This is a genomic window from Pseudomonas sp. TE24901, assembly GCF_054058375.1.
In genome coordinates, this window is sequence record NZ_JBSSAF010000001.1 from 114,515 (window position 1) to 139,570 (window position 25,056).

24 protein-coding genes are annotated in these 25,056 nt (G+C 61.6%); 10 read left to right on the top strand and 14 right to left on the bottom strand.

The window, feature by feature from the left end:
- Positions 1-8: 8 nt before the first annotated feature.
- The 3 genes from ACVWVP_RS00510 to ACVWVP_RS00520 all read left to right on the top strand — a co-directional run bounded on the left by ACVWVP_RS00510 (position 9) and on the right by ACVWVP_RS00520 (position 2,073).
- Positions 9-1,112 carry a PepSY-associated TM helix domain-containing protein gene (locus ACVWVP_RS00510; protein ID WP_176996652.1) on the top strand — a complete coding sequence of 368 codons (1,104 nt, stop codon included), beginning with the start codon at positions 9-11 and terminating at the stop codon, positions 1,110-1,112.
- A complete protein-coding gene (locus ACVWVP_RS00515; protein WP_178920202.1) occupies positions 1,109-1,291 on the top strand; it encodes a hypothetical protein in 183 nt (60 codons plus the stop codon). Before ACVWVP_RS00510 ends, ACVWVP_RS00515 begins: the two co-directional genes overlap by 4 nt.
- A 152-nt stretch (positions 1,292-1,443) precedes the next feature.
- On the top strand, positions 1,444-2,073 hold the full coding sequence (locus ACVWVP_RS00520) for a glutathione S-transferase (protein WP_178920201.1): 630 nt from the start codon (positions 1,444-1,446) through the stop codon (positions 2,071-2,073).
- 175 nt (positions 2,074-2,248) lie between these two features.
- Here ACVWVP_RS00520 and creD read toward each other — a convergent pair whose 3' ends face one another.
- The 4 genes from creD to rloA2 are packed head-to-tail and all read right to left on the bottom strand — an operon-like array spanning position 2,249 to position 6,291.
- Positions 2,249-3,622, bottom strand: coding sequence for a cell envelope integrity protein CreD (gene creD, locus ACVWVP_RS00525; RefSeq protein WP_457404156.1), 1,374 nt, complete (start codon positions 3,620-3,622; stop codon positions 2,249-2,251).
- Positions 3,623-3,673: 51 nt separating this feature from the next.
- Complete coding sequence (creC, locus tag ACVWVP_RS00530; RefSeq protein ID WP_457404158.1) at positions 3,674-5,113, bottom strand: two-component system sensor histidine kinase CreC; 1,440 nt, start codon at positions 5,111-5,113, stop codon at positions 3,674-3,676.
- Positions 5,113-5,781 (bottom strand): two-component system response regulator CreB, encoded by a 669-nt coding sequence (gene creB, locus ACVWVP_RS00535; protein ID WP_178920198.1) that lies wholly within the window; start codon positions 5,779-5,781, stop codon positions 5,113-5,115. Before creB ends, creC begins: the two co-directional genes overlap by 1 nt.
- Before the next feature lie 9 nt (positions 5,782-5,790).
- Positions 5,791-6,291: a retropepsin-like aspartic peptidase RloA2 gene (gene rloA2, locus ACVWVP_RS00540; protein WP_176996664.1), complete on the bottom strand. Its 501-nt coding sequence runs from the start codon at positions 6,289-6,291 to the stop codon at positions 5,791-5,793.
- Positions 6,292-6,465: 174 nt separating this feature from the next.
- Here rloA2 and ACVWVP_RS00545 point away from each other — a divergent pair, with 174 nt between their 5' ends.
- Positions 6,466-7,353, top strand: a complete 888-nt coding sequence (locus tag ACVWVP_RS00545) for an acyltransferase (protein ID WP_178920197.1) — start codon at positions 6,466-6,468, stop codon at positions 7,351-7,353.
- Here ACVWVP_RS00545 and ACVWVP_RS00550 read toward each other — a convergent pair.
- Positions 7,350-7,919, bottom strand: coding sequence for a DUF2780 domain-containing protein (locus ACVWVP_RS00550; protein ID WP_178920196.1), 570 nt, complete (start codon positions 7,917-7,919; stop codon positions 7,350-7,352). The two genes, ACVWVP_RS00545 and ACVWVP_RS00550, sit on opposite strands and share 4 nt — an antisense overlap.
- Before the next feature lie 152 nt (positions 7,920-8,071).
- Here ACVWVP_RS00550 and ACVWVP_RS00555 point away from each other — a divergent pair, with 152 nt between their 5' ends.
- The 3 genes from ACVWVP_RS00555 (at position 8,072) to ACVWVP_RS00565 (ending at position 10,037) form a co-directional block, all read left to right on the top strand.
- Positions 8,072-8,698 (top strand): sigma-70 family RNA polymerase sigma factor, encoded by a 627-nt coding sequence (locus tag ACVWVP_RS00555; RefSeq protein WP_457404161.1) that lies wholly within the window; start codon positions 8,072-8,074, stop codon positions 8,696-8,698.
- Positions 8,695-9,372, top strand: a complete 678-nt coding sequence (locus tag ACVWVP_RS00560; RefSeq protein WP_457404163.1) for an anti-sigma factor — start codon at positions 8,695-8,697, stop codon at positions 9,370-9,372. Before ACVWVP_RS00555 ends, ACVWVP_RS00560 begins: the two co-directional genes overlap by 4 nt.
- 299 nt (positions 9,373-9,671) lie before the next feature.
- On the top strand, positions 9,672-10,037 hold the full coding sequence (locus ACVWVP_RS00565) for a hypothetical protein (protein ID WP_178920193.1): 366 nt from the start codon (positions 9,672-9,674) through the stop codon (positions 10,035-10,037).
- Positions 10,038-10,087: 50 nt separating this feature from the next.
- Here ACVWVP_RS00565 and fdhA read toward each other — a convergent pair whose 3' ends face one another.
- From fdhA to ACVWVP_RS00605, 8 genes are all read right to left on the bottom strand, one after another.
- A complete protein-coding gene (fdhA, locus tag ACVWVP_RS00570; protein ID WP_178920192.1) occupies positions 10,088-11,287 on the bottom strand; it encodes a formaldehyde dehydrogenase, glutathione-independent in 1,200 nt (399 codons plus the stop codon).
- A 194-nt stretch (positions 11,288-11,481) separates the two neighbouring features.
- Complete coding sequence (gene purU, locus ACVWVP_RS00575; RefSeq protein ID WP_005792124.1) at positions 11,482-12,339, bottom strand: formyltetrahydrofolate deformylase; 858 nt, start codon at positions 12,337-12,339, stop codon at positions 11,482-11,484.
- Between the two features lie 122 nt (positions 12,340-12,461).
- Positions 12,462-13,094, bottom strand: coding sequence for a sarcosine oxidase subunit gamma (locus ACVWVP_RS00580; protein WP_457404165.1), 633 nt, complete (start codon positions 13,092-13,094; stop codon positions 12,462-12,464).
- Positions 13,095-13,218: 124 nt separating this feature from the next.
- The gene (locus ACVWVP_RS00585) at positions 13,219-16,236 is read right to left on the bottom strand and encodes a sarcosine oxidase subunit alpha (RefSeq protein WP_178920191.1); all 3,018 of its coding nucleotides are present in this window, start codon (positions 16,234-16,236) and stop codon (positions 13,219-13,221) included.
- The gene (locus ACVWVP_RS00590; protein ID WP_010207083.1) at positions 16,233-16,535 is read right to left on the bottom strand and encodes a sarcosine oxidase subunit delta; all 303 of its coding nucleotides are present in this window, start codon (positions 16,533-16,535) and stop codon (positions 16,233-16,235) included. Before ACVWVP_RS00590 ends, ACVWVP_RS00585 begins: the two co-directional genes overlap by 4 nt.
- 15 nt (positions 16,536-16,550) lie before the next feature.
- Positions 16,551-17,801 (bottom strand): sarcosine oxidase subunit beta, encoded by a 1,251-nt coding sequence (locus ACVWVP_RS00595; protein WP_219021887.1) that lies wholly within the window; start codon positions 17,799-17,801, stop codon positions 16,551-16,553.
- A gap of 22 nt (positions 17,802-17,823) precedes the next feature.
- Positions 17,824-19,077 carry a serine hydroxymethyltransferase gene (gene glyA / locus ACVWVP_RS00600; protein ID WP_457404167.1) on the bottom strand — a complete coding sequence of 418 codons (1,254 nt, stop codon included), beginning with the start codon at positions 19,075-19,077 and terminating at the stop codon, positions 17,824-17,826.
- 237 nt (positions 19,078-19,314) lie between these two features.
- Positions 19,315-20,043: a TraX family protein gene (locus tag ACVWVP_RS00605; protein WP_457404169.1), complete on the bottom strand. Its 729-nt coding sequence runs from the start codon at positions 20,041-20,043 to the stop codon at positions 19,315-19,317.
- Between the two features lie 90 nt (positions 20,044-20,133).
- On the opposite strand from ACVWVP_RS00605, the gene ACVWVP_RS00610 reads away from it, so the two are divergent.
- Positions 20,134-21,174, top strand: coding sequence for a threonine aldolase family protein (locus ACVWVP_RS00610; protein ID WP_457404171.1), 1,041 nt, complete (start codon positions 20,134-20,136; stop codon positions 21,172-21,174).
- 174 nt (positions 21,175-21,348) lie between these two features.
- A complete protein-coding gene (locus ACVWVP_RS00615; RefSeq protein ID WP_178920186.1) occupies positions 21,349-21,549 on the top strand; it encodes a hypothetical protein in 201 nt (66 codons plus the stop codon).
- Positions 21,550-21,678: 129 nt separating this feature from the next.
- On the opposite strand, the gene gbcB is transcribed toward ACVWVP_RS00615, so the two are convergent.
- A complete protein-coding gene (gbcB, locus tag ACVWVP_RS00620) occupies positions 21,679-22,779 on the bottom strand; it encodes a glycine-betaine demethylase subunit GbcB (RefSeq protein ID WP_028618224.1) in 1,101 nt (366 codons plus the stop codon).
- A 280-nt stretch (positions 22,780-23,059) separates the two neighbouring features.
- On the opposite strand from gbcB, the gene gbcA reads away from it, so the two are divergent.
- A complete protein-coding gene (gbcA, locus tag ACVWVP_RS00625) occupies positions 23,060-24,355 on the top strand; it encodes a glycine-betaine demethylase subunit GbcA (RefSeq protein WP_016972861.1) in 1,296 nt (431 codons plus the stop codon).
- The last annotated feature ends 701 nt before the right edge of the window (positions 24,356-25,056 follow it).

The window sequence follows — 25,056 nt, forward strand, 5'->3', positions numbered from 1 at the left end:
TTGAAAAAATGAAAAGCAAAACCATCCGCCGCTGGTCCTTCATCCACACCTGGACCAGCCTGATCTGCACGGTGTTCCTGTTACTGCTCGCCCTTACCGGCCTGCCGCTGGTGTTTCACCACGAGATCGACCACCTGCTGGGCAACGAGCCGGAACTGGCGCAGATGCCCGCCGACACGCCGCAGCTCAACCTGGAGCAACTGGTGGCCAAGGCCCAGGCCCATCGTCCCGGCGAAGCCATGCAGTACCTGGCCTGGGACGAAGACGACAAGAACGGCGTGATCGCAATCATGGCCGCCACGGCCGGCACCGAACCCAATTCGTCGCACACTTTCATGCTCGATGCGCGCACCGGCGAAGCCGTGGAAACCCCTGCGGCCAATGGCGGGCTGACGCTGTTCCTGCTGCGCTTGCATGTAGACATGTTCGCCGGCCTGCCGGGCAAGCTGTTGCTGGCGTTCATGGGCATTCTGTTTGTGGTGGCGATTGTCTCGGGCACGGTGTTGTACCTGCCGTTCATGCGCCGCTTGAAGTTCGCCACCGTGCGCCAGGACAAGTCCACCCGCCTGCGCTGGCTCGACCTGCATAACCTGATCGGCGTGGTCACCCTGACCTGGGCGCTGGTGGTGGGCGTGACGGGCGTGATCAGCGCCTGCGCCGACCTGATCATCGCCGCCTGGCGCCAGGACAGCCTCAGCGCGATGATCGAGCCGTACAAGAACGCTCCGCCGCTGACCCAGCGAGCCCCGGCCACCGAGTTGCTGGCCATCGCCGCCAAGGCTGCGCCCGGCATGGAGCCGGACTTCATCGCCTTCCCCGGCACACGCTTTTCCAGCGAGCACCATTACGCGGTGTTCATGAAAGGCAGCACCCACCTCACCTCGCACCTGCTCACGCCAGTGCTGATCGACGCCAGCACCCTGGCCGTCACCGCCATCGCCGAACGGCCGTGGTACATGGACGCCATGGGCATGTCCCAGCCGCTGCACTTTGGCGACTATGGCGGCATGCCGATGAAGATTCTGTGGGCGGTGCTGGATGTGCTGACCATCATCGTGCTGGGCAGCGGGGTCTACCTGTGGATCGTGCGGCGCAAGGCGGCCAAGCCATGAAGCCGCGGCAGTCGAGTTTCTGGAAGGTGTTTGGCATTCCCCTCGGGATTGGTGTGCTCAGTGCGGCGGGGTTGTTTGCGGCGTTGCTGGGGGATGGGCTGTGGGATTCGCTCAGCTGGGTGGGGTTGGGGATTCCCACTGGCATTGGCGTATGGGGGTTAGTTAAGCGGCGCGGCTGAGGGCGCTTTCGCGAGCAAGCCCGCTCCCACATTCGAGCGCATTTCATCTGAAAATACGCGGTCGAATGTGGGAGCGGGCTTGCTCGCGAAGAGGCCTTCAAAAACACCCGCAATATCTCTAGGCTAGCCACTGCCCAACGTGAGGTGTACCCATGTCCGCTCCCAGCATGACCTTGTTCCACAACCCCGCTTCACCCTTTGTCCGCAAAGTGCGCGTGCTGTTGATCGAAACCGGCCAGCAGGACCGTGTGGCCCTGCAGGCCTGCATGCCGACACCAGTCGCCCCGGACGCCCAGGTGGTGCAAGGCAACCCCGTGGGCAAGATCCCGGCCCTGCGCCTGGCCGACGGGTCGGCACTGCACGACAGCCGGGTGATCCTCGACTACCTGGACCACCAGCACGTCGGCAACCCGCTGATCCCTCGTGACGGCTCCGCCCGCTGGCGCCGCCTGACCCTGGCGTCGATGGCCGACGGCATCATGGATGCCGCCGTGCTGGTGCGTTACGAGACCGCCATGCGCCCGGTGGAAAAACACTGGGACCAATGGCTCGACGAGCAGCGCAACAAGATCCGCCGCACCCTCGCCGAGCTGGAGCAGGACGCGATTGCCGAGCTGAGCAGCCATTTCGACATCGCGGCGATCAGCGTGGCATGCGCCTTGGGTTACCTGGACTTCCGTCACCCCGACCTGCAATGGCGCCAGGACAACCCCAAGCTTGCCGCCTGGTACGCCGAGGTCAGCCAGCGCCCTTCGATGCTGGAAACTCAACCGCCAGCCTAACGCTCACCACTGATCCCTTGTGGGAGCGGGCTTGCTCGCGAATGCGGTTTTTCAGTAACGGATGCGTTGACTGGCACACCGCTTTCGCGAGCAAGCCCGCTCCCACATTGGGCAGTAGCGTGGTTGAGGTAGTCGACCATCCGCGCCTTCATCTGCTGATCCTCACGCAACCCGATCATTGCACCGCCTCCAGGTCAAACTGCAACGGCTCAACCGCCTTGCGCTTGCCCACGCCATACCAATCCAGCTTGCGCGTCAGCACCATCACCGTACCCAACAGGCCGAACAGCAGCAGCGAGCCCATCAGCAGTGCGTAATCCTCGGCACTCAGCAACCCGTACAACAAGCCATACAACGTCGCCAACCCCACCGAAAAGCCCAGGCCGTGGCTGACGCTGCGCAGCACATGGCACACGTAGAAACCAATCAACAACACACAGGCACTGGCCGAGATGAAGTAGGCCATGGCAAAGCCGATGTGCTCAGACAACGACAACAACAGCAGGTAGAAAAACGCCAGCGCAAACCCCACCAACGCGTATTGCACCGGGTGCACGGCCAGGCTCTTGAGTACCTCGAACAGGAAGAAGCCGGCAAAGGTCAGGGCGATGAACAGCAGCGCGTATTTGATCGCACGGTCGCTCTTGAGGTACTGGTCCACCGGGTCGATGAAATTGACGCCAAAGCCACGGTTGCTGAAGTCTTTGCAGCCCTGCCCGTCGAGACAGCTTTGCAGCGCCTGCTCAAGGTTGGTGGAGAAGAACGAGGTTTGCCAGGTGGCGCTGAAGCCCTGGTCACTGACCTCACGCTGGGCCGGCAGGAAGTTGCCGATAAAGCTGGGGTGCGGCCAGTTGGACGCCAGGGTCACCTGGCTGGTCTTGCCCACCGGCACCACTTGCAGCTGTTCGGTGCCTTGCAGGCGCAGGTCGAAAGCGAACTCCACCACGTAGGGCTTCTTGCTGTCTTGCTGCGGCAGCGCCACGTGCACGCCTTCACCCAGCCAATCCACCTGGGAGCCCGGTTCGAACGCCAGGCGCTGGTTGCCCAGTTCCAGCTTCAGCGCGTTTTCGATGCCGCGAATATCGCTGATGCCCACCGCCAGAAACGCCGGTTCGAAGCGGTAATCCGTGAAATCTTCCGTGATGCCCAATTGCGCAGGGACTTCAAAACGTCCGCCGATGCGGGTGTCGGCATGGAACAGCCGCGCCTGGTAGATGCCCCGTGCGCGCAGTTCGGTCTGCACTTTGCCGTCGAGCTCAAATCGATCCGGCAGGAAATACAGACGACCGCGCTCTTCACGGGTTTCTTCGTAGCGTTTGTTGAGCTTTTCATTGAGTTTCCACTCACGCACGGTCTTGCGATAAGGCACCACCATCACCGGGCCGGTGAGGCGCTGGCTGTAGCTGGAGCTGCGGGCGATGTCCATCAATACGCCGTCGCGCAGCTGCTGGCGGTCGCTGATGATGCCGTTGATCATCAGCAACGGAATCAGCAACAGCAGGATCAGCAGCGCAATGGCGCCAAGTTTGAAAAGCAGACTGCGGTTCATGGGTCTCTCCCTGTTTTGATGGGGAGAGTCTGGGCAGACTGTGTGGGCGATTTATGTGGGCAATGTGGAGACTGTGTGGAGATGCAGCACCACTTGCACACCGCCGTCGACATTACCGATCTGCAACGCGCCGCCGTGCAGCTTCATCACTTCCTCGACAAAGTTGAGGCCAAGCCCCGTGCTTTTGCGCCCGCTGGCCGGGCGTGGCAGCGAGTAAAAGCGCTCGCTCAGGCGTGGCAAGGCGTAGTCGGGGATCGGCACAGCCTCATTGAATAGCGTGACATGCACTTCATGCGCGTGGGTTTGAGCGCTGAACTTCAACACCCCTCCAGATGGCGTAAAGTCCAGCGCGTTGTCCAGCAGATTGCCGAATGCCTGGCGAAGCAGGAAGGGTTCGCCATACACCTTCACATCCGCGCTGATCGCCTGCTCGACCTGCAAGCCGGCGCCTTCGATCCGCGCACATTGGGCCTTGAGCACGTCGTCGACCATGGCGGCCAGCGGGATACTCGCCTGCTCCTCAAGACCCTGGCGCTGCTCCACCTGCGCCAGGTTCAACAGCCGCTCGATCAACTGCTGCAGGCGCGCACTTTCGCTGTCGATATTGCCGACAAACCGCTGCTGCTGCTCGCGATTCATATCGCCCTGCAACAGCTCCGCCGCCCCCCGAATGGCCGCCAGCGGGCTTTTCAATTCATGGGTCAGGGTGTGCACGTAATGCTCGACGTAGGCCTTGCCCTCCAGCTGCGTGCGCATGTGCTCAACGGCGGTGGACAGTTGCTTCAACTCGCCGCCCCGGTAATGCGGCAACTCGGCGCGCCGGCCTTCGCTGACGGCCTCTGCGTAAGCCGTGAGCCGGCGCAGCGCCACGCTCAGCCACCACGACAGCACTGCACCCAGCAACAGACCGAGGACCACCAACCCGGCGCCGTACCACAACAGGCGACGTTCAGTGCGATCAACATAGGGCTGCAACGAGCTGTTGGGCTTGGCCACGGTGACCACGCCGATGATCTGCCCGTTGTCGCGGATCGGCGCGCCCACGTGCATCACCGACGACGCCGGGTCATCCAGTTCGCTGCGGGTGGAGCGGGCGCCGTACTCGCCGCGCAGGGTCAGGTACACGTCGTTCCACTTGGAATAGTCCTGGCCCACCGCCTCGCCCGTGGAGTCGAGCAACACGGTGCCCTGGGCGTCGGTCACGTAGATGCGATGGTTGACCTGGTTCTTCGGCAAGCCCCAGATGGTCGCGCCCGGCTGGCGGTTGCCGTAGGCCTTGAGCAGTTCGGGCCAGTGACTCTGGCCGAGGGTGCCGTTCTTCACGTCATCGCGCAGGATCTCGGCCAGCAGGTTGGCGGTGTCCACCAGGGTTTCTTCGGTGGACTGGCGCACGCCCGGGCGGATTTCCTTCATCACCGTGCTGAGCACAAAGTAACCGGTGAGGCCGATAAACAGCGCGTACACCAGGAAGATCCGCAGCCCCAGGCGCATCAGCTGTTGCTCGGGCTGTAGCTGTAACCGAGGCCGCGGTGGGTCTGGATCGGCTCGGCATCGGCCGCCACGGTCCGCAGTTTGCTGCGCAGGCTCTTGATATGGCTGTCGATATTGCGCTCATAACCCGCATCCGCCGCCACGCCCACCGCATCGAGCAATTGCTCGCGGCTGAACACCCGCTCGGGTTGCTCCAGCAGGCTCTGCAACAGACGGAACTCATGGCGCGTCAGGCTCAACGGCTGGCCGCGATAGGCGATCTGCATGCGCTCCAGATCCACCTGGAACACCGTGGGCGCAGTGCCCGGGCCGATGCGCTTGAGGATCGCCCTGACCCGCGCCGTCACCTCCCGTGGGCTGAACGGCTTGACCACATAGTCGTCGGCGCCGATCTCCAGCCCCACCACCCGGTCGATCTCACCATCCCGCGCGCTGAGGAACATCACCGGCACTTCACTGAACCGGCGCAGTTGCTTGCAGGTTTCAAAGCCCGTGATGTCCGGCAGCCCGATGTCGAGGATGATCAGGTCGGCCGGCGTCTGGCGCTGATGGGCCAGCGCTTCCTGGCCGAGGCTCAGCCAGGTAGTGGTGAAGCCCTCGCCTTGCAGGGCGAATATCAGCGTGTCGGCGATGGCCGCTTCGTCTTCGACAATCAGGATATGCGCCATGGTGGTCCGTCAGCAGTCCGGTTTGTCAGCAGTGTAACGACGTGCCGGGTTTACCGCTGCGCCGAATTCACGCAGGGCCTTGGCACCGATCAGCAGCGGGTAGTTGAAGCTGCTGCGGTCGGTGAGGTTGACCTCGACGGTGCGCTTGACGTTGCCCAGGCACATTTCCAGGTCGATCACCGGGCGCTTGGCCACAGTGGCCTCGTCCTTGTCGTCGTCTTCATCGGCGCGGCTCTTGATCTTGCTGATGCGCGACACCTTGTGTTCGTAGACCTTGTCACTCGCATCCTTGCCGCCGAGGCGGAAGCGCACCCAGTCGTCACCGTCACGCTGGAAGGTTTCGATGTTGCGCGCAGAGAGCGAGGCGGTCAGGGCGCCGGTGTCCATCTTGGCCTTGAAGGTCTGGCCGATCTCCGGCAATTGGATGTATTCGTAGCGACCGTAGAGGGTCGGTTCGGCGGCCATGACGGGCAAGGCAACCAGGGCAAAGGCGGCAAGGAGCAGTTTCACGAAGTGATTTCCTCGGAAAGAAGTAGGCGGATTCTAGACCGCAAAAGCGCCGGTTAGTTAGCTCGCTGGCAGCATACCCGGCACATTGTGAAACATTCGCCGGGCGATTTGCGATTTGGCCTCTAGACTCACCTCTCTTATGATGGCCCGCCCACCGGACTCCAAGAGTTGCTTATGCGCCGCCTGCTCACCGGCTGTTTCGTCACCCTGCTGCTATTGCTCAACACCCTGGTCTTGTTCGGCCCGTTGATGGTGTTTGCCCTGCTCAAGCTGGTTGCCCCCGGCCGCTTGCGCGACTACATGTCCTGGGCGGTGATGTGGATCGCCGAGACCTGGGCCGAAATCGACAAGCTGATCTTCTCGCTGTGCATCCCCACCCAATGGGACATTCGCGGCGGCGACGACCTGCGCGGTGACACCTCCTACCTGGTGATCAGCAACCACCAATCCTGGGTGGACATCCCGGCGCTGATCCAGACGCTCAACCGACGCACGCCTTTCTTCAAATTCTTCCTGAAAAAAGAGCTGATCTGGGTGCCCTTCCTGGGCCTGGCATGGTGGGCTCTGGACTACCCCTTCATGAAGCGATACACCAAAGCCTTCCTGGCCAAGCACCCGGAACTGGCGGGGCAGGACCTGAAAATCACCAAAGAAGCCTGCGAGTTGTTCAAGCGCCAGCCGGTGACGGTGGTCAATTACCTGGAAGGCACGCGGTTCAGTGAAGCCAAGCGCAAACAGCAGGACTCACCGTTTGCCCGGTTGCTCAAGCCCAAGGCGGGCGGCGTGGCGTTCGTACTGGCGGCGATGGGTGAGCAGTTGGACGCGATCCTTGACGTCACCGTGGTGTATCCACAGGAGAAGATCCCGGGTTTCTGGGACTTGATCAGTGGCGCGGTGCCGAAGGTGATCATCGACATCCGCACCCGCGAGCTGGACCCGGCGTTGTGGCAGGGGGATTACGAGAATGATCCGGCATTTCGCCAGACCGTCCAGAACTGGGTGAACCAGCTCTGGATGGAAAAGGACGCGCGCATCGAACAACTGCGCGCGCAAGGGCGTTAACCGCCAGTGCCCCAAGCCTGCGCCAGCTTGCCCAGCACCGACTCGCTGGCACCCTGGCCGCCCAGGTATTGCAGGATCACCGGGGCAAACTGACCGATCATCCCACTGTCCATGCCCAGCGCGCTGAACGCGGTGTTCAGGTCGCTGGTGTTTTTCACGTTGCCCAGCAGGCCATCCAGGCCGCTGGTCTTGCTGCCGCCGCTCTGGCCGAGCATTCCGCTCAAGGCACCGAGGCTGCCCAGGGAATTGCTCCCCGAGAGTTGATCCAGGCCCGGCACGCTTTTGCCCAGTTGTGAATAATCGGTGCTGCTCAGTTGGTTCTTGGCCAGGCCCAGCATGGCGCCGGTGCCGCCTACCGCCTGTTCCGGGGTGACGTTCAGTTGCGAGGTCAGGGCACTCAGCAGGCCGGCGGTCTGTGAGCTGGGCGCCGCTGCCGCCGCCTTGTTGTTGCCCTGGGCGCCGGAGACGGCGTTGGCCACGTCACCGAGGCTGAAACCTGCGGCAAACACCGGGCCAGCGGCCACGCTCAGCAGGCAGGACAGGGCAAAACCGCGTGAAATCTTCATCAAGACAACCTCTGAAAGTAAGAGCTAAAAAGCAGGCGTTTGACTGACAGTTCCAAAGGAATGTTCCCACTCCGAGATGAGTTCAGAAAAAGCTGCATCCGGATTACGTACTCGCGCGTATATCAGGCATGCACCGCCCGGAGTCGGATGGAATGAATGCAAGCGCTGAACTACCCTCTGCCTACCGTGCGCAGTCCCGTCGCTCTCGTTCGAGTGCTTGGAGAAGCCCTATTTCCATCAACGATGCTGATCCGCTGCGGCCCTTGCTGGCCCAATGTGCCCTGGGCAACCGCCAGGCGTTCGAAACCCTTTACCGCAGTGTCTCACCGCGCCTGCACGGCGTGGCCTTGCGTTTCATGGGGCGCCCTGACCTGGCCGAAGAAGTGCTGCAGGAAGCCTTTGTGCGCATCTGGTACAACGCCTCGCGCTACGAAGCCCACCTGGCCGCGCCGATGACCTGGATGGTCAACATCACCCGCAACCTGGCTATCGACCAGTTGCGCAAACGCCGTGAACAACCCCTGGCCGACGGCCAACAGGACGCCCTGCTCGACGACAGCCCCAGCGCCCACGACCACCTCCACAGCGAGCGCGAGGCACGCGCCCTCAACCGCTGCCTCGACACCCTGGACGGCATGCAACGCCAGTCGATCACCGTGGCCTACTTCCAGGGCTTGTCATGCTCGGAGTTGGCCGAACACCTGGCCGCGCCCCTGGGTTCGGTCAAATCCTGGATCCGTCGCGGCATGGAGCGCCTGCGCAGGTGCCTTGAATCATGAACTACCAGACCACCGCCCTGCGCCGCGCCCTCGCCGCCGACTACGCCATCGGGTTGATGCCCGCCACGGCACGCCGGCGTTTTGATGCCCTGCTGCTGGAGGATGCCGCGCTACGCGTCGAGCTTGGCCATTGGCAGGACGCGCTTGCCAGCCTGACCGGCGCGTTGCCCGAACGGCCGGTGCCGGAACATGTGTGGGCAGGCATCAAGGCGCGCATCGAACCGCAGGTGCTGCATATGCCGGCGAAGAAGCCGTTCTGGATGAGTGTTCGCGTACTGGTCGCCGCCTGTGCGGTGGGGATGACGCTGTTGGTGGGCGTGCTGTACCAACGCGACATCGGCCCCGAGTACAGCGCCACACTGGCCAGTGCCAACCAGCAACCGGCGCTGCAGATCCAGGCGTTTGGCGATCATTTACAAGTGGAGGCGCTGTCACTGGCCGCCGTGGAACCGACGCGCGTCTTGGAACTGTGGGCTATCCCGGCTGGCGGTAAGCCGGTGTCCCTGGGCCTAGTGCCTGTTGCCGGCAAAGGTCGAATTCAGTTGAGCAAGGAGCAGCAGGCATTGCTCGCCGCCCCGCTAACCCTCGCCGTCAGCCTGGAACCAAAAGGTGGCTCGCCAACCGGCCAACCAACCGGCCCCGTGCTGTACCAGGGCGCGCTGGCGACTCGCTGACACCACTAAACCCCTGTGGGAGCGGGCTTGCTCGCGAATGCGGTGGATCAGTCATGTAAGTGTCGACTGACACAGCACCTTCGCGAGCAAGCCCGCTCCCACATTGGATCTTCTCCGGCTGGGCGACTTGCTCCCGGCGTAGAATGGCGCTTGCAGGCGTAAACAGCAGAAACAAACAGGGCGACGGCGTGTCGCTCTTTCCCCTCCCGGAAGTAGCCAATTCCCCGGAACCCTAGCGCCGTTACAGCCCACCCAGGGCCGCCTATATCTGGCAACCCTACTCAGGAGCTGTAACCCACATGATCGGATTGATCCCCAACTTTTTTGCTGTATTCAGTGCCATCAGCAGCCAGCAACCGCGCAATCAGGTCATCGACTTGGGCCAATGCCCTGCCATCCGCGACATTCAATCAAAACCTTACACGGACCCCGACCTGCCCCCTCCATATGGCGAGGGTTATCAATACTCCGCCACGGCCAACGGCAAGACGTGGACCGGGCAAACCGCCGCAACAGAGGACGACTACCTGAGCCCGGAGTACCAACTTAAGGCCGAAGAAATCAATGAGCGCAACGGCAAAGTTCATTGTGACTATGGCGGCAAGCGCTTGATTAAAAACGGTGAGGTGGCTAATCCCTATCTGCGACTCTCAACCCTCAAGTAACCCATAAAAAATGGCGACCTCCAGGGTCGCCATTTTTTCAGCCTTGCACGTTACGCCGCACTGAACAGTTTGTGCGGATCGATCACAAACTTCTTCGGCACACCCGCATCGAACTCGCCATAACCGCGCGGCGCGTCATCCAGGCTGATCACCTGCACGCCCACGATCTCGGCGATGTTGATACGGTCCCACATGATCGCCTGCATCAACTGACGGTTGTACTTCATCACCGGAGTTTGCCCAGTGTGGAAGCTGTGGGACTTGGCCCAACCGAGGCCAAAGCGAATGCTCAGGCTGCCCATTTTCGCGGCGGCATCCACGGCACCCGGGTCTTCGGTCACGTACAGGCCAGGAATACCGATCTTGCCTGCCACGCGCACCACGCCCATCAGCGAGTTCAGCACAGTGGCCGGCGCTTCGGCCTTCACGCCTTCATGGCCATGGCCACGGGCTTCGAAGCCCACGGCGTCGACGGCGCAATCCACTTCCGGCTCGCCCAGCAGGGCGGCGATCTGTTCGTGCAGCGGGGTGTCCTTGGACAGGTCGGCAATTTCAAACCCTTGCGCCTTGGCGTGGGCCAGGCGGATCGGGTTGACGTCACCGATGATCACTACCGCCGCGCCCAGCAGGCGGGCCGAAGCGGCAGCGGCCAGGCCAACCGGGCCGGCACCGGCGATGTACACGGTGCTGCCAGGGCCAACGCCAGCAGTTACAGCGCCGTGGTAGCCGGTCGGCAGGATGTCGGAGAGGCAGGTCAGGTCGCGGATTTTTTCCATGGCCTTGTCGCGGTCCGGCAGTTTGAGCAAGTTGAAGTCAGCGTACGGCACCAGCACGTACTCGGCTTGGCCACCGGTCCAATCGCCCATGTCAACGTAGCCGTAGGCCCCCCCGGCACGGGCAGGGTTAACGGTCAGGCACACGCCGGTGTGCTGTTCCTTGCAGGAGCGGCAGCGGCCGCAGGCCACGTTGAACGGCACGGACACCAGGTCGCCGATTTTCAGGTTCTCGACGTCGCTGCCCTTCTCGATCACTTCGCCGGTGATCTCGTGACCGAGCACCAGGCCGGTCTGGGCGGTGGTACGGCCGCGCACCATGTGTTGGTCGGAGCCGCAGATGTTGGTGGAGACCACGCGCAGGATGACGCCGTGCTCGATCTTCCTGCCACGGGGGTCCTGCATTTTGGGATAGTCGATTTTCTGTACTTCGACCTTGCCGTTGCCGAGATACACGACACCACGATTACCAGACATGCTTTCACCTCGCTGTTGTTTTTATGGAACCGCGTTGCCCAGGCAGGCAGCGCGTTTAAGTGCTCGGGTACAGATGCTGTTTTTGCTTTGTTAGTGAAGGCCTCTTCGCGAGCAAGCCCGCTCCCACATTCGACGGGGTTCCAAACTTGGAATGCGGTCGAATGTGGGAGCGGACTTGCTCGCGAAGGCGCCCATCAGAGCACCACTGTTCTATTGGCGTTGAGAAACACCCGCCGCTCAATGTGATACCCAACCGCCCGAGCCAACGTCAGCCCTTCGATATCGCGCCCCTTGGCGATCAAGTCCTCGGGATAGTGGCTGTGATCCACCACCTCCACGCCCTGGGCGATGATCGGGCCTTCATCCAGGTCGTTGTTGATGTAATGCGCCGTGGCGCCCACCAGTTTCACCCCTTTGTTGTAAGCCTGGTGGTAAGGCTTGGCGCCCTTGAACCCCGGCAGCAACGAGTGGTGAATGTTGATGGCCTTGCCATCGAGCTTGCGGCACAGCTCCGGCGACAGCACTTGCATGTAGCGCGCAAGGATCACCAGCTCGGCGCCGGTGTCTTCCACCACCTGCCACACCTGACGCTCCTGGGACGGCTTGTCGTTGGGGTCGAGGGGGAAATGGTAGTAGGGAATCTGGTGCCAGTCGGCCAACGGCTTCAAATCGGGGTGGTTGGACACCACCGCGACCACGTCCATCGACAGTTGGCCGATGCGTTGGCGGTACAGCAGGTCGTTCAGGCAGTGATCGGCCTTGGAGACCATGATCACCACTTTTGGCCGATAGTTCGGCGCCGTCAGCTCGAAGATCATGCCAAAGGCTTCACCGCGCGTGGCCAGGCCATCGCGGAAGGCCTGCTCGTCAAACCCGTCGGGCTGGCGGAATTCCACGCGGATGAAGAACCGGCCCGAAAGGCGGTCATCGAACGAGTGGTGCTCGGTGACGTAGCAGCCCTGCTCGAACAGGTAGCGGGTGACCGCATCCACCGTGCCGAGCACGCTGGGGCAGTCGGCGGTCAAGATCCATGTGTCGGGTGCGCGGCTCATTGCAGGTAACTCCTCAAGCAACTCCAGGCAACACACGCCCTGTAGGCGCCCGGCTTGCCGGCGATGGCGTCGGTGAGATCGCCATCGCCGGCAAGCCGGGCGTCTACGGGGTGAGCGTCATGTCAGGCTTCAACGCTCAGACCGAACTCGGCCGACGCATCCTGCAGCCACAGCCACCAGTAGTCCGAGAAGCTGCGACGGATCAGCAGCTCCCAGGTGTCTTCGGCCGTGTGGCGGATCACCAATTGCGACTTGGCGAACACCGTGCCCACCGCCTTGCCCACCGGGAAGTTGTTGGGGTGCACGTCGTAGCTGGTGGACTTCATCAACACATCACGTACGTTCGGGCCGCGCAGTTCGAGGATCTGCTGGCCGCCGCTGACGTTGACGACTTGGATATGCAAATCACCCAGGGCGGCACGCAGGTTTTGCTCGGCGGCGAATTCTTCGCCGCTTGGCACAACGAGTAGCCACTCATCCGGGCCAAGCCATTGCAGGCTGGTTTCACCCTTGACGATGACTTGCAAGGCGCCTGGCAATTCGATGCCCAGGGCCTTGTGTACGCCGGCTGCGAAGGCGGCGTCATGGCCGTCGCCACGAATCGTCAGGTGGCCCAGGAGTTTCTTTTCACGCACGGTCACGCCGGCGTTCTTGCGGCCCTTGCCGACCAGGCTGGCGAGGTCGGTATGGTGCAGCGACGACTCGGCCTTGGCACCGGAGGTGGGGCGTTGTTGGTAAACATTGGCTGCTGTCATAGAGCACCTGTTCTGAATGCTGTGGTGTCTGTTCGGCCCTCATCGCGAGCAAGCCCGGCTCCCACAGGGGAATGCATTCCAAATGTGGGAGCTGGCTTGCCTGCGATGCAGGCGACTCGGTCTGTCAGATGTTCTGGCGATCGCCTTTCGGGTCGAAGAACACCGAGGAAACAATCTCCGCCTCGATCACGCTGCCATCTGCCTGCGGTGAGAACACCCGCTCGCCCATGCGCTTCAAGCCGCCCTTCACCACCGCCATCGCGAACGAATAGCCGAGGGAGTTGTGGGCATAGCTTGAGGTGACGTGACCGACCATCTTCATCGGGATCGTCTGCTTCGGATCGAACACCAGTTGGGCGCCTTCCGGCAGCCACACTTTTGGATCGACCGGCTTCAAGCCCACCAGTTGCTTACGCTCTTCGCGCACGCAGTCTTCACGGTTCATGCCGCGCCAGCCGATCCACGAGAACGGTTTGGTACGCCCCACGCACCAGCCCATGTTCAGGTCGTCCGGGGTCATCGAGCCGTCAGTGTCCTGGCCGACGATGATGAAGCCCTTCTCGGCCCGCAGCACGTGCATGGTTTCAGTGCCGTACGGGGTCAGGTTGTACTTCTTGCCCGCCTCGACGATTTTTTCCAACACGCCCATGGCGTAGTCGGCCTGCACGTTGACTTCGTACGACAGCTCACCGGTAAACGAGATCCGGAACACCCGAGCCGGTACGCCGCCGACCAAGCCTTCCTTCCAGGTCATGAACGGGAAGCCGTCCTTGTCCAGGTCGATGTCGGTCACTTCGCTCAACAGCTTGCGGCTGTTAGGCCCGGACAGGGTCATGGTCGCCCAGTGGTCAGTGACCGACGTGAAGTACACCTTCAGGTCTGGCCATTCGGTCTGCTGGTAGATTTCCAGCCACTGCAACACGCGCGCCGCGCCGCCGGTGGTGGTGGTCATCAGGAAGTGGTTGTCGGCGAGACAGGCGGTGACGCCGTCGTCGAAGACCATGCCGTCTTCCTTGCACATCAGACCGTAGCGCGCCTTGCCCACGTCGAGCTTGGTCCAGGCGTTGGAGTAAATGCGGTTGAGGAACTCACGCGCATCCGGGCCCTGGATATCGATTTTGCCGAGGGTGGACGCATCCAGCAGGCCGACGCTGTCGCGCACGGCCAGGCATTCGCGTTTCACCGCCGCATGCAGGTCTTCACCGTTGCGCGGGAAATACCAAGGGCGTTTCCACTGGCCGACGTCTTCAAACTCGGCGCCGTTCTTCACGTGCCAGGCTTGCAGCGCGGTATAGCGTACCGGCTCGAAGATGTGCCCACAGTGACGGCCTGCTACCGCACCGAAAGTCACCGGTGTGTAGTTCGGGCGGAACATGGTGGTGCCCATCTGCGGGATGGTCACGTTCAGGGAGCGGGCGGCAATGGCCAGGCCGTTGACGTTGCCCAGCTTGCCCTGGTCGGTGCCGAAGCCCAGCGCGGTGTAGCGTTTGACGTGCTCGACCGACTCGAAACCCTCGCGGGTCGCCAGTTCGATAGCGGCGGCGGTCACGTCGTTTTGCAGGTCGACAAATTGCTTCGGCGCCCGTGCAGTCGGTTTGTCATGCGGCACCTGGTACACGGCCAGGGTCGGTTCTTCCAGACGGCTCAAAGCCTTTGGCAGGGTGCCTTCCACCGGCGCAAAACCGGCTTCGCTGGCCGCGCGCACGCCGCCTTCAAAACCGTCCGCCAGGGAATCACCGAGGCCGTAGACGCCGTTGATGCCACCCACGCACACGCGCTTCTGCGGGGCTTCGCCCGGTACAAAACCGAGGATGTCTTCACGCCAGGTCGGCTTGCCGCCCAGGTGCGAAGCCAAGTGAACCACCGGGCTGTAACCGCCGGAGCTGGCCACCAGGTCGCACTCCAGCCACTCGCCGGGGCTGGTGACTTTGTGTGCTTTCACATCAATCGCGGCCACACGGGCGGCGGTGACGTGCTTGCTGCCACGGGCCTCGATCACGGCGCTGCCGGTGAGGATACGAATGCCTTTGGCGCGGGCTTCTTCCACCAGGGCGCCGCGTGGGTTGTGGCGCACATCGGCGACAGCCACCACGTGCAGGCCGGCATCCAACCAATCCAACGCAACACGGTAGGCGTGGTCGTTGTTGGTCGACAGCACCAGTTTCTTGCCCGGTGCCACGCCGTAACGGCGCACGTAGGTAGAGACCGCACCGGCCAGCATGTTGCCCGGCACATCGTTGTTGCCGTACACCAGCGGACGCTCGCACGCGCCGGTGGCCAGCACCACACGCTTGGCCCGTACACGGTGGATGCGCTGGCGCACCACACCAATCGGCGCACGGTCACCGAGGTGATCGGTGAGACGTTCGTGAATGGTCAGGAAGTTATGGTCGTGGTAGCCGTTGACAGTGGCGCGGGGCAGCAGCACCACGTCAGGCAGGGCTTTCAATTCAGCAATCACGCTGGCGACCCATTCGGCGGCCGGCTTGCCGTCGAGGCTTTCGCGGGAATCGAGCAGCGAGCCGCCGAACTCTTCCTGCTCATCGGCGAGGATCACGCGGGCACCGCTGCGCGCCGCTGCCAGTGCAGCAGCAAGGCCTGCAGGGCCGGCGCCGACGACCAGCACGTCGCAGTGACGGTTCATGTTGTCGTAGGTGTCCGGGTCGTTCTCGGTCGGCGAACGGCCCAAGCCAGCAGCCTTACGAATGTACTTCTCGTACGTCATCCAGAACGATTGCGGGTACATGAAGGTTTTGTAGTAGAAACCCGGCGGCATCAGCTTGCCGCCGACCTTGCCGAGAATGCCCATCACGTCATTATTGACGTTCGGCCAGCCGTTGGTGCTGGTGGCAACCAGGCCTTGGTACAGCGCCTGTTGCGTGGCGCGCACGTTAGGAATCTGAGTGGCTTCGGTGGCGCCGATCTGCAGCACCGCGTTCGGCTCTTCGGCTCCGGCCGCAAAGATGCCGCGAGGGCGCGAGTACTTGAAGCTGCGGCCGATGATGTCGACGCCGTTGGCCAGCAGGGCGGCGGCCAGGGTGTCGCCTTCAAAGCCTTTATAGGTCTGGCCGTTGAAGCTGAAGGTCAGGACTTTATTACGGTCGATCCGGCCACCGTTGGACAGGCGATTGGTCTGGCTCATACCTTCTCTCCAGAGGCCTTGGCGGTGAATTGTGGCTTCTCACCGATCTTGTAGGTTTCAAGAATTTCGTAGGTCAGGGTGTCACGCGTGGCGTTGAAGTACTGGCGGCAACCGGCAGCGTGAATCCACAGCTCGTGGTGCAGGCCACGGGGGTTATCGCGGAAGAACATGTAGTCGCCCCACTCTTCATCGGTGCAGGCATTCGGGTCCAGCGGGCGCGGGATGTGCGCTTGGCCGGACGCGTGGAATTCCTCCTCGGAGCGCAGTTCGCCACAGTGAGGACAGAAGATATGCAACATAGGAAATTTCTCCTGTTAGTGGGCGACGGCCGCAGCGCCGTGTTCGTCGATCAACGCACCGTTGTGGAAACGGTCGATGGAGAAAGGTGCCGCCAACGGGTGCATTTCACCCTTGGCCAGGCTGGCGGCAAACACGTTGCCTGAGCCTGGGGTGGCCTTGAAGCCACCGGTGCCCCAACCGCAGTTGAAGAACATGTTGGGTACCGGCGTCTTGGAGATGATCGGGCACGCATCCGGCGTGGTGTCGACGATGCCGCCCCACTGACGGTTCATGCGCACACGGGACAGCACCGGGAACATCTCGACGATGGCCTGGATGGTGTGTTCGATCACCGGGTACGAGCCACGCTGGCCGTAGCCGTTGTAGCCGTCGATACCGGCGCCGATCACCAGGTCGCCCTTGTCGGACTGGCTGATGTAGCCGTGCACGGCGTTGGACATGATCACGCTGTCGATAATCGGCTTGATCGGCTCCGACACCAACGCTTGCAGCGGGTGGGATTCGATCGGCAGACGGAAGCCCGCCAGCGAAGCCATGTGCCCGGAGTTACCGGCCGTGACCACACCGACGCGCTTGGCGCCGATGAAGCCCTTGTTGGTTTCCACGCCGATGCACACGCCGTTTTCCTTGCGGAAGCCGATCACTTCGGTCTGCTGGATCAGGTCCACGCCCAGCGCGTCAGCCGCACGGGCAAAGCCCCAGGCCACGGCATCGTGACGGGCCACGCCGCCGCGACGTTGCACGGTGGCGCCGAGTACCGGGTAACGGGTGTTCCTGGAGCAGTCGAGGTACGGGATCTCGTCGGCCACTTGTTTGGCGTTGAGCAGTTCGCCGTCCACGCCGTTGAGGCGGTTGGCACTCACGCGGCGCTCGGAATCGCGGATGTCTTGCAGGGTGTGGCACAGGTTGTACACGCCACGCTGGGAGAACATCACGTTGTAGTTCAGGTCCTGGGACAGGCCTTCCCACAGTTTCATTGCGTGTTCGTACAGGTGCGCCGACTCGTCCCACAGGTAGTTGGAGCGCACAATGGTGGTGTTGCGCGCGGTGTTACCGCCGCCCAGCCAGCCTTTCTCGACCACGGCCACGTTGGTGATGCCGTGTTCTTTGGCCAGGTAGTAAGCGGTCGCCAGACCATGCCCGCCGCCGCCGACGATGACCACGTCGTAGACCTTCTTAGGTGTGGGCGTGCGCCACATCTTCTGCCAGTTTTCGTGGTGGCTGAGTGAGTGCTTGAAGAGGCCGAAGCCCGAGTAGCGTTGCATAGTCATTACTCCAAAACCGCGCTCAGCGATAAACCGGGAAATCAGCGCACAGGGCAGACACGTGCTTGGCCACGTTGGCCTCGACATCGGCGTCGCCGAGGTTGTCGAGGATGTCGCAGATCCAGCCGGCCAGTTCGATGCACTGCGGCACTTTGAAACCACGCGTGGTCACCGCCGGGGTGCCGATGCGCAGGCCCGAGGTCACGAACGGCGACTGCGGGTCATTCGGCACGGCGTTCTTGTTGACGGTGATGTGGGCGCGGCCCAGGGCGGCATCCGCCTCTTTGCCGGTCAGGCCCTGACGGATCAGGCTGACCAGGAACAGGTGGTTGTCGGTGCCGCCGGACACCACGTCATATCCACGTTTGATGAACACATCGGCCATGGCCTGGGCGTTATCGATCACTTGCTGCTGGTAGGCCTTGAAGCCAGGTTCCAGCGCTTCCTTGAAGCACACGGCCTTGCCGGCGATGACGTGCATCAGCGGGCCGCCCTGGGCGCCCGGGAACACGGCAGCGTTGAGTTTCTTTTCAATCTCTTCGTTGGCCTTGGCCAGGATCAAGCCGCCCCGTGGACCGCGCAGGGTCTTGTGGGTGGTGGTAGTGACCACATCGGCATACGGCAGCGGGTTCGGGTACAGGCCAGCGGCAACCAGGCCGGCGACGTGGGCCATGTCGACGAACAGCAGCGCGCCGACCTTGTCGGCGATCTGACGGAAGCGTGGGAAATCCAGGGTCTTGGAGTAGGCAGAGAAACCGGCCACGATCATTTTTGGCTGGTGTTCCACCGCCAGGCGCTCGACTTCGTCGTAGTCGATCAGGCCGGTGTCGGTGTTGATGCCGTATTGCACCGCGTTGTACAGCTTGCCCGAAGACGACACTTTGGCGCCGTGGGTCAAGTGACCGCCGTGAGCCAGGCTCATGCCCAGGATGGTGTCGCCGGCGTTGATCAGGGCCAGGTACACGGCGCTGTTGGCCGAAGAGCCGGAGTGCGGCTGCACGTTGGCGTAATCGGCGCCGAACAGTTGTTTGGCGCGCTCGATGGCCAGGGCTTCGACCTTGTCCACGTGCTCGCAGCCACCGTAGTAGCGCTTGCCCGGGTAGCCTTCGGCGTATTTGTTGGTGAGGCCGCTGCCTTGCGCTTCCATCACACGTTTGCTGGTGTAGTTCTCTGACGCGATCAGCTCGATATGGTCTTCCTGACGCTGTTCTTCGGCATTCATGGCCGCGAGCAGTGCGTCGTCATATCCCTGGATCTGGTCTTTTTTGCTGAACATCGCGTCTCTCCCAGCCTTTCGTATTGTTGAGGCCCTCGCAGGGCCCTTTGATGCGATGGTAGGGCTGGTGCAGACAGGTCAAATGCCTACGCACGCCACGCAAAGGTGCGTTTACGACATTAGATGAGCGACACGAAACAAATGTGGGAGCGGGCTTGCTCGCGAATGCGGCGGGTCAGCCAATACATGGGTTAACTGACCCACCGCATTCGCGAGCAAGCCCGCTCCCACAGGGGGTTAGGCGATGATCTGGCGGACGAGTAACAGCAGCAGGAAATGCAGGGGATAGAGGACATAAGCCCAACGCCGCATGGCCGGTGGCGAGACGTTTTTGGCACGTCGCAACAAGGCCAGGCCGGCCAATGGCGCAATCAGGCACGCGGCCAATCCCAACTTCGCCACCAGCGTGTCGCTATTGAGCAGAATTTGCCATTGATTGGCGGCCATGCAGACCACACCCGGCAACAGGCTGAAATACCACGGGCGACGGAACACCAGCAGCATCGCCAACGGCAACAACACGCCGAAAAAACCGAACATCAGCTGCGTGGAAAAAACCGCCGCAATGGTGACGGCAATCAGCGCCAATCCTCGATCAAAAAGCGCCTTCTGCTGCCATCCTCGGGCAACCAGCAAGCCCAACGCCAAAGTCGGCAACACGTTCAACGTATCGGCATCATCGATAAACAGGCGGTACGGCACTTCGCTGATCACGCTGAACAGCAGCAGCCACCCCAGGTAGCGCCACTGGCCGGTCACGGGTGCATTTCGTGCGCGGTGCAGATTCGCTGCAATGGCCAGGCAAAACCACGGAAACGCCAGGCGCCCGGGTACATACAAGCCATCCAGGCTCAAACCGACATACCGCAGGTGGTCCAGCACCATGCACAGCAGCGCCAGCCACTTGAGCAGATCCAAAGCGCCATCCCGGACGCGTCCGACAGGAATCGTTTCAGTACCGTGCATAATTCCCCAGTGACTTTGCATTTACAGCGCGTGCGCACCCGCGACATTCTTGGTTACAGTGCGCACCAACATCGACCACAGGAATGGGCCATGACCGACAAGAGCCAACAATTTGCCAGCGACAACTATTCCGGCATCTGCCCGGAAGCCTGGGCCGCCATGGAACAAGCCAACCAGGGCCATCAGCGCGCCTATGGCGACGATGAATGGACCCACCGCGCAGCCGACGGTTTCCGCAACCTGTTTGAAACCGACTGCGAAGTGTTCTTCGCCTTCAACGGCACCGCCGCCAACTCCCTGGCGTTGTCGTCCTTGTGCCAGAGCTACCATAGCGTGATTTGCTCGGAAACCGCCCACGTCGAAACCGACGAATGCGGCGCGCCGGAGTTTTTCTCCAACGGCTCCAAGCTGCTCACCGCCCGTACCGAAAACGGCAAGCTGACGCCGGAGTCGATCCGCGAGATCGCCCTCAAGCGCCAGGACATCCACTACCCGAAACCCCGCGTGGTCACCCTGACCCAGGCCACCGAAGTGGGCAGCGTGTACACCCCGGATGAAATCCGCGCCATCAGCGTCACCTGCAAAGAGCTGGGCCTGAACCTGCACATGGACGGCGCGCGCTTCTCCAACGCCTGCGCATTCCTCGGCTGCTCGCCAGCGGACCTGACCTGGAAAGCCGGGGTAGACGTGCTGTGCTTTGGCGGCACCAAGAACGGCATGGCCGTGGGCGAAGCGATCCTGTTCTTCAACCACAAGCTGGCTGAAGACTTCGATTACCGTTGCAAACAGGCGGGCCAGCTGGCCTCGAAAATGCGCTTCCTCTCAGCCCCATGGGTGGGCTTGCTGGAAAACGACGCCTGGCTCAAACACGCGCGCCACGCCAACCATTGCGCGCAGCTGCTGAGCAGCCTGGTGGCGGACATCCCCGGCGTGGAATTGATGCTCCCGGTGCAGGCCAACGGCGTGTTCCTGCAGCTGTCGGAACCGGCCATCGCCGCACTGACGGCCAAGGGCTGGCGCTTCTACACCTTCATCGGCAAAGGTGGCGCACGGTTCATGTGTGCGTGGGATACCGAGGAAGAGCGTGTAAGAGAACTGGCGGCGGATATTCGGGAAGTGATGGGCGCCTGATACTGGCGCAGTGCCGAGTCTGTTATTTGATATTTCTGACAGCCTCACGCTGCATTTTCATTGTCTAGCCTCTTGGAACCCGGAAGGAAAACGCCGCTGCAGCGGCTCTCCTTTCGGGTACGACAACCTGCCGAATGACCGGCCGGAAATGGACATCCAACAGAGAGCTAAACCATGGAATATCAGAGCATCGGCAACACCCTCGAAAGCGACGGCAGCGTCAGCACCACCGTCATTGACTGGGATGAGTTCCGCAAGTACGCAAAAGTGGGCGACACCATCCGCGAGCCATCAAGGACATTGCGGATCTACGATAAAGCCTATGAATTGACAGCATCAGGCCAGCACTTCGTCGTCCACATCTACGCCCAATAACCCCTAATGTAGGAGCGGGTTTGCTCGCGAATATGGAGTGTCAGTCACCAGATAAGCGACTGACACACTGCTTTCGCGAGCAAGCCCGCTCCCACACAAGCCGGCTCCTACAGGGGGCGGTGCTAGCCTTCAGAATTCGATACGCACGTCGCCTTTCGGCACGCTGCAGCACGACAGGATGTAACCCTCGGCTTCGTCTTCCTCGGTGATCCCGCCGTTGTGGTCCATCTCGACTTCGCCACCCAGTTTCATCACCTTGCAGGTGCCGCAGATGCCCATGCCGCAGGCTTTTGGAATCAACAGGCCAAGCTTGGCCGCGGCCGCATGCACGGTTTCGCCCGGGGCCACGCGAATGCTCTTGCCCGAGGCAATGAATTCCACCTGGTGCAGGTCCGCCAGGTCGATTTCCGGCGCGTCGGCGGCTTGTTCGGCCTGTTCGACCGCATCGGCACGGGCTTCCGGTGGTGTGGCACCGAAGGATTCCTCGTGATAACGCGTCATGTCGAACCCGGCCACTTCCAGCAGGCGCTTCACCGCATTCATGTAGGGCGTAGGCCCGCAGCAGAATACTTCGCGCTCCAGGAAGTCCGGCACCATCAGTTCGAGCATCTTGTGGTTCAGGTAACCACGATAACCGGCCCACGGCTCACCCAACCCGTGTTTCTCACAGATCAGGTGCAGGCTGAAGTTGTCGATCCGCGACGCCATGTGCTCCAGCTCGCGGTGATAGATGATGTCTTTGGGCGAGCGGGCGCTGTGGATAAACGTCATGTCGACATTCGCGTTGGTGTCGTAGAACCAACGTGCCATGGACATCACCGGGGTGATGCCCACGCCGCCGCTGAGGTACAGCACTTTCGGGCTTGGGAAATCGATGGCATTGAACAGGCCCACCGGCCCGTGCACTGCCAGCTCCTGACCTTCATGAAGCGTGTCATGCAGCCAGTTGGACACCTTGCCACCCGGTACGCGCTTGATGGTCACCGAGAAGCTGTAAGGCACCGACGGTGAACTGGAAATGGTGTAGGAGCGCATGATCGGCTGGCCTTCGATTTCCAGCTCCAGGGTGACGAACTGCCCCGGCTTGAAAAAGAACAGGATCGGCTGGTCGGCCATGAAGCAGAAGGTGCGCACGTCCCAGGTTTCCTGGATGACTTTGACGCAACGGACAATGTGCCGACCATTGGCCCAGGTCTGGGTGGTTACCGGATTCAGGAAATTATTGGACATGTTGTTCTCCACCGCCGACATCGGCCTTATGGTGGCGATTCTGCGTAACGCCAGAACCACCCATTTACCTATCTGCGACATTCACATACTTATCGCGACCAGCCCCCAACGACCTAGGGTTGCGCGTCGGGAACAGATTGGGCCATGTCGCCCATGGATAAGGTTCAGCCCATCGGCGGCCCCACACTCGCTCCCAACAACGACGCTTTCTTTACGCCTTGCTGCAAACCTGATTAGCCACTTATCTCGGCCACACAGAATGGCCATGAGGACCTACACGATGGACGTCACCGCAACCTTAAGCTTGGGCGATCCGCTGGAACCCGCACGCAAGGCCACCGCGCAAATGCTGCAAGAACGCGAGCGCACCTTTTCGCTGCCACAGCCGTTCTACTCTGATGAGCGGTTGTTTGATATCGACATGCAGGAGATCTTCCAGAAAGAGTGGTTGATCGCCGGCATGACCTGCGAGATCCCCACCAAGGGCAACTACCTGACCCTGCAAGTGGGCAAGAACCCGATCATCGTGATCCGTGGCGCCGAAGGCGTGGTGCATGCATTCCACAACGTCTGCCGCCACCGTGGTTCGCGCTTGTGCACCAGCGACAAGGGCAAGGTCGCCAAACTCGTGTGCCACTACCACCAGTGGACCTACGAGCTGGACGGTCGCCTGCTGTTCGCCGGCACCGAGATGGGCGCCGACTTCGACATGAAGCAATACGGCCTGAAGCCGGTGAACGTGAAGACCGCAGGCGGCTACATCTTCATCAGCCTGTCGGAGAACCCGCCGGCCATCGATGACTTCCTGTCGACGCTCACCCACTACATGGAACCGTACGACATGGAAAACACCAAGGTGGCGGTGCAAACCACCTTGATGGAAAAAGCCAACTGGAAGCTGGTGCTGGAAAACAACCGCGAGTGCTACCACTGCAACGCGTCGCACCCCGAACTGCTCAAAACCCTGCTGGAATGGGACGACGTCACCGACCCGCGTGCCGACCAGGCCTTCAAGGACCACGTAGCCGCCTCCGCCGCTGCCTGGGATGCCGAGAAGATCCCTTACGCCCACGCCAGCTTCGGCCTGCGCAACCGTATCGTGCGCATGCCGCTGCTCAAGGGCACCGTGTCGATGACCATGGACGGCAAGCAAGGCTGCGCCAAGCTGATGGGGCGCATCAAGAACCCGGACCTGGGCTCGATGCGCATCCTGCACCTGCCGCACTCCTGGAACCACTGCATGGGCGACCACATCATCGTGTTCACCGTGTGGCCGATCAGCGCCCAGGAAACCATGGTCACCACCAAGTGGATCGTGCACAAGGACGCGGTGGAAGGTGTGGACTACGACCCGGCGCGCATGCGCGAAGTGTGGGACGCCACCAACGACCAGGACCGCCGCCTGGCCGAAGAGAACCAGCGTGGCATCAACTCCACCGCCTACCAGCCTGGCCCGTACTCCAAGACCTATGAGTTCGGCGTGGTGAACTTCGTGGACTGGTACAGCGAGCGCATGCTGAGCAACCTGGGGGCGGCGCCAGCGCCTTACCTCAAGGGTGTGGCAGTACACGAGTAACAGAGCCCACAAAGACCAAACTGTGGGAGCTGGCTTGCCAGCGATAGCGGCGGTGAATTCACTGCAGTCATCGCAGCGGTGCGACGATTCGACAAGCCAGCTCCCACATTTGCATCTGCACAGTGTTCAACATTTGATCAACCCTCTTGAAACCCTTTAGCGACCTGCCCTCCAGCCGTTACCCAACAACTTATCCACAAAGCCACCCACAGCAATTGTGGGCAACTGTGCTATTCACCTGAATTTAATTGAAGAAAATCCGTGACTTATTCAAGTCATGGGGTTTCAGCATGCATTGCTCACTTATTGATCAAACACCTACAAGCCACGTAGATAGAGGCCTGTAGCGGTACGCAAACACCTTATCCACAGACCCACCAACAGAGATTGGGTGTAACTTCAAAAACGTTGTGGAAAACCCCATCAAACCGTCATGAACCGGGGGTTTTCACGGTTTCACAGTCAAATTGGTCGTTTTTTGCCCAAGCCTGTGTAAGCCACGTTTTATAAGGCTCTCAGCCGAAAACGAACATCTTATCCACAGAAGCGCCAACAGACTTTGGGGGCAAGTCTGTGTGTAAACGCCGTTGCGCACAGGGAAAAAACCCAGGAAAAACCGCCAGTTAGCCTGGTTGTTTTTCGTACAGAGGACTGCAGGGCTTGATTTGCAAGGGGTGTGGACAGCCGCGAACAGGTTATCC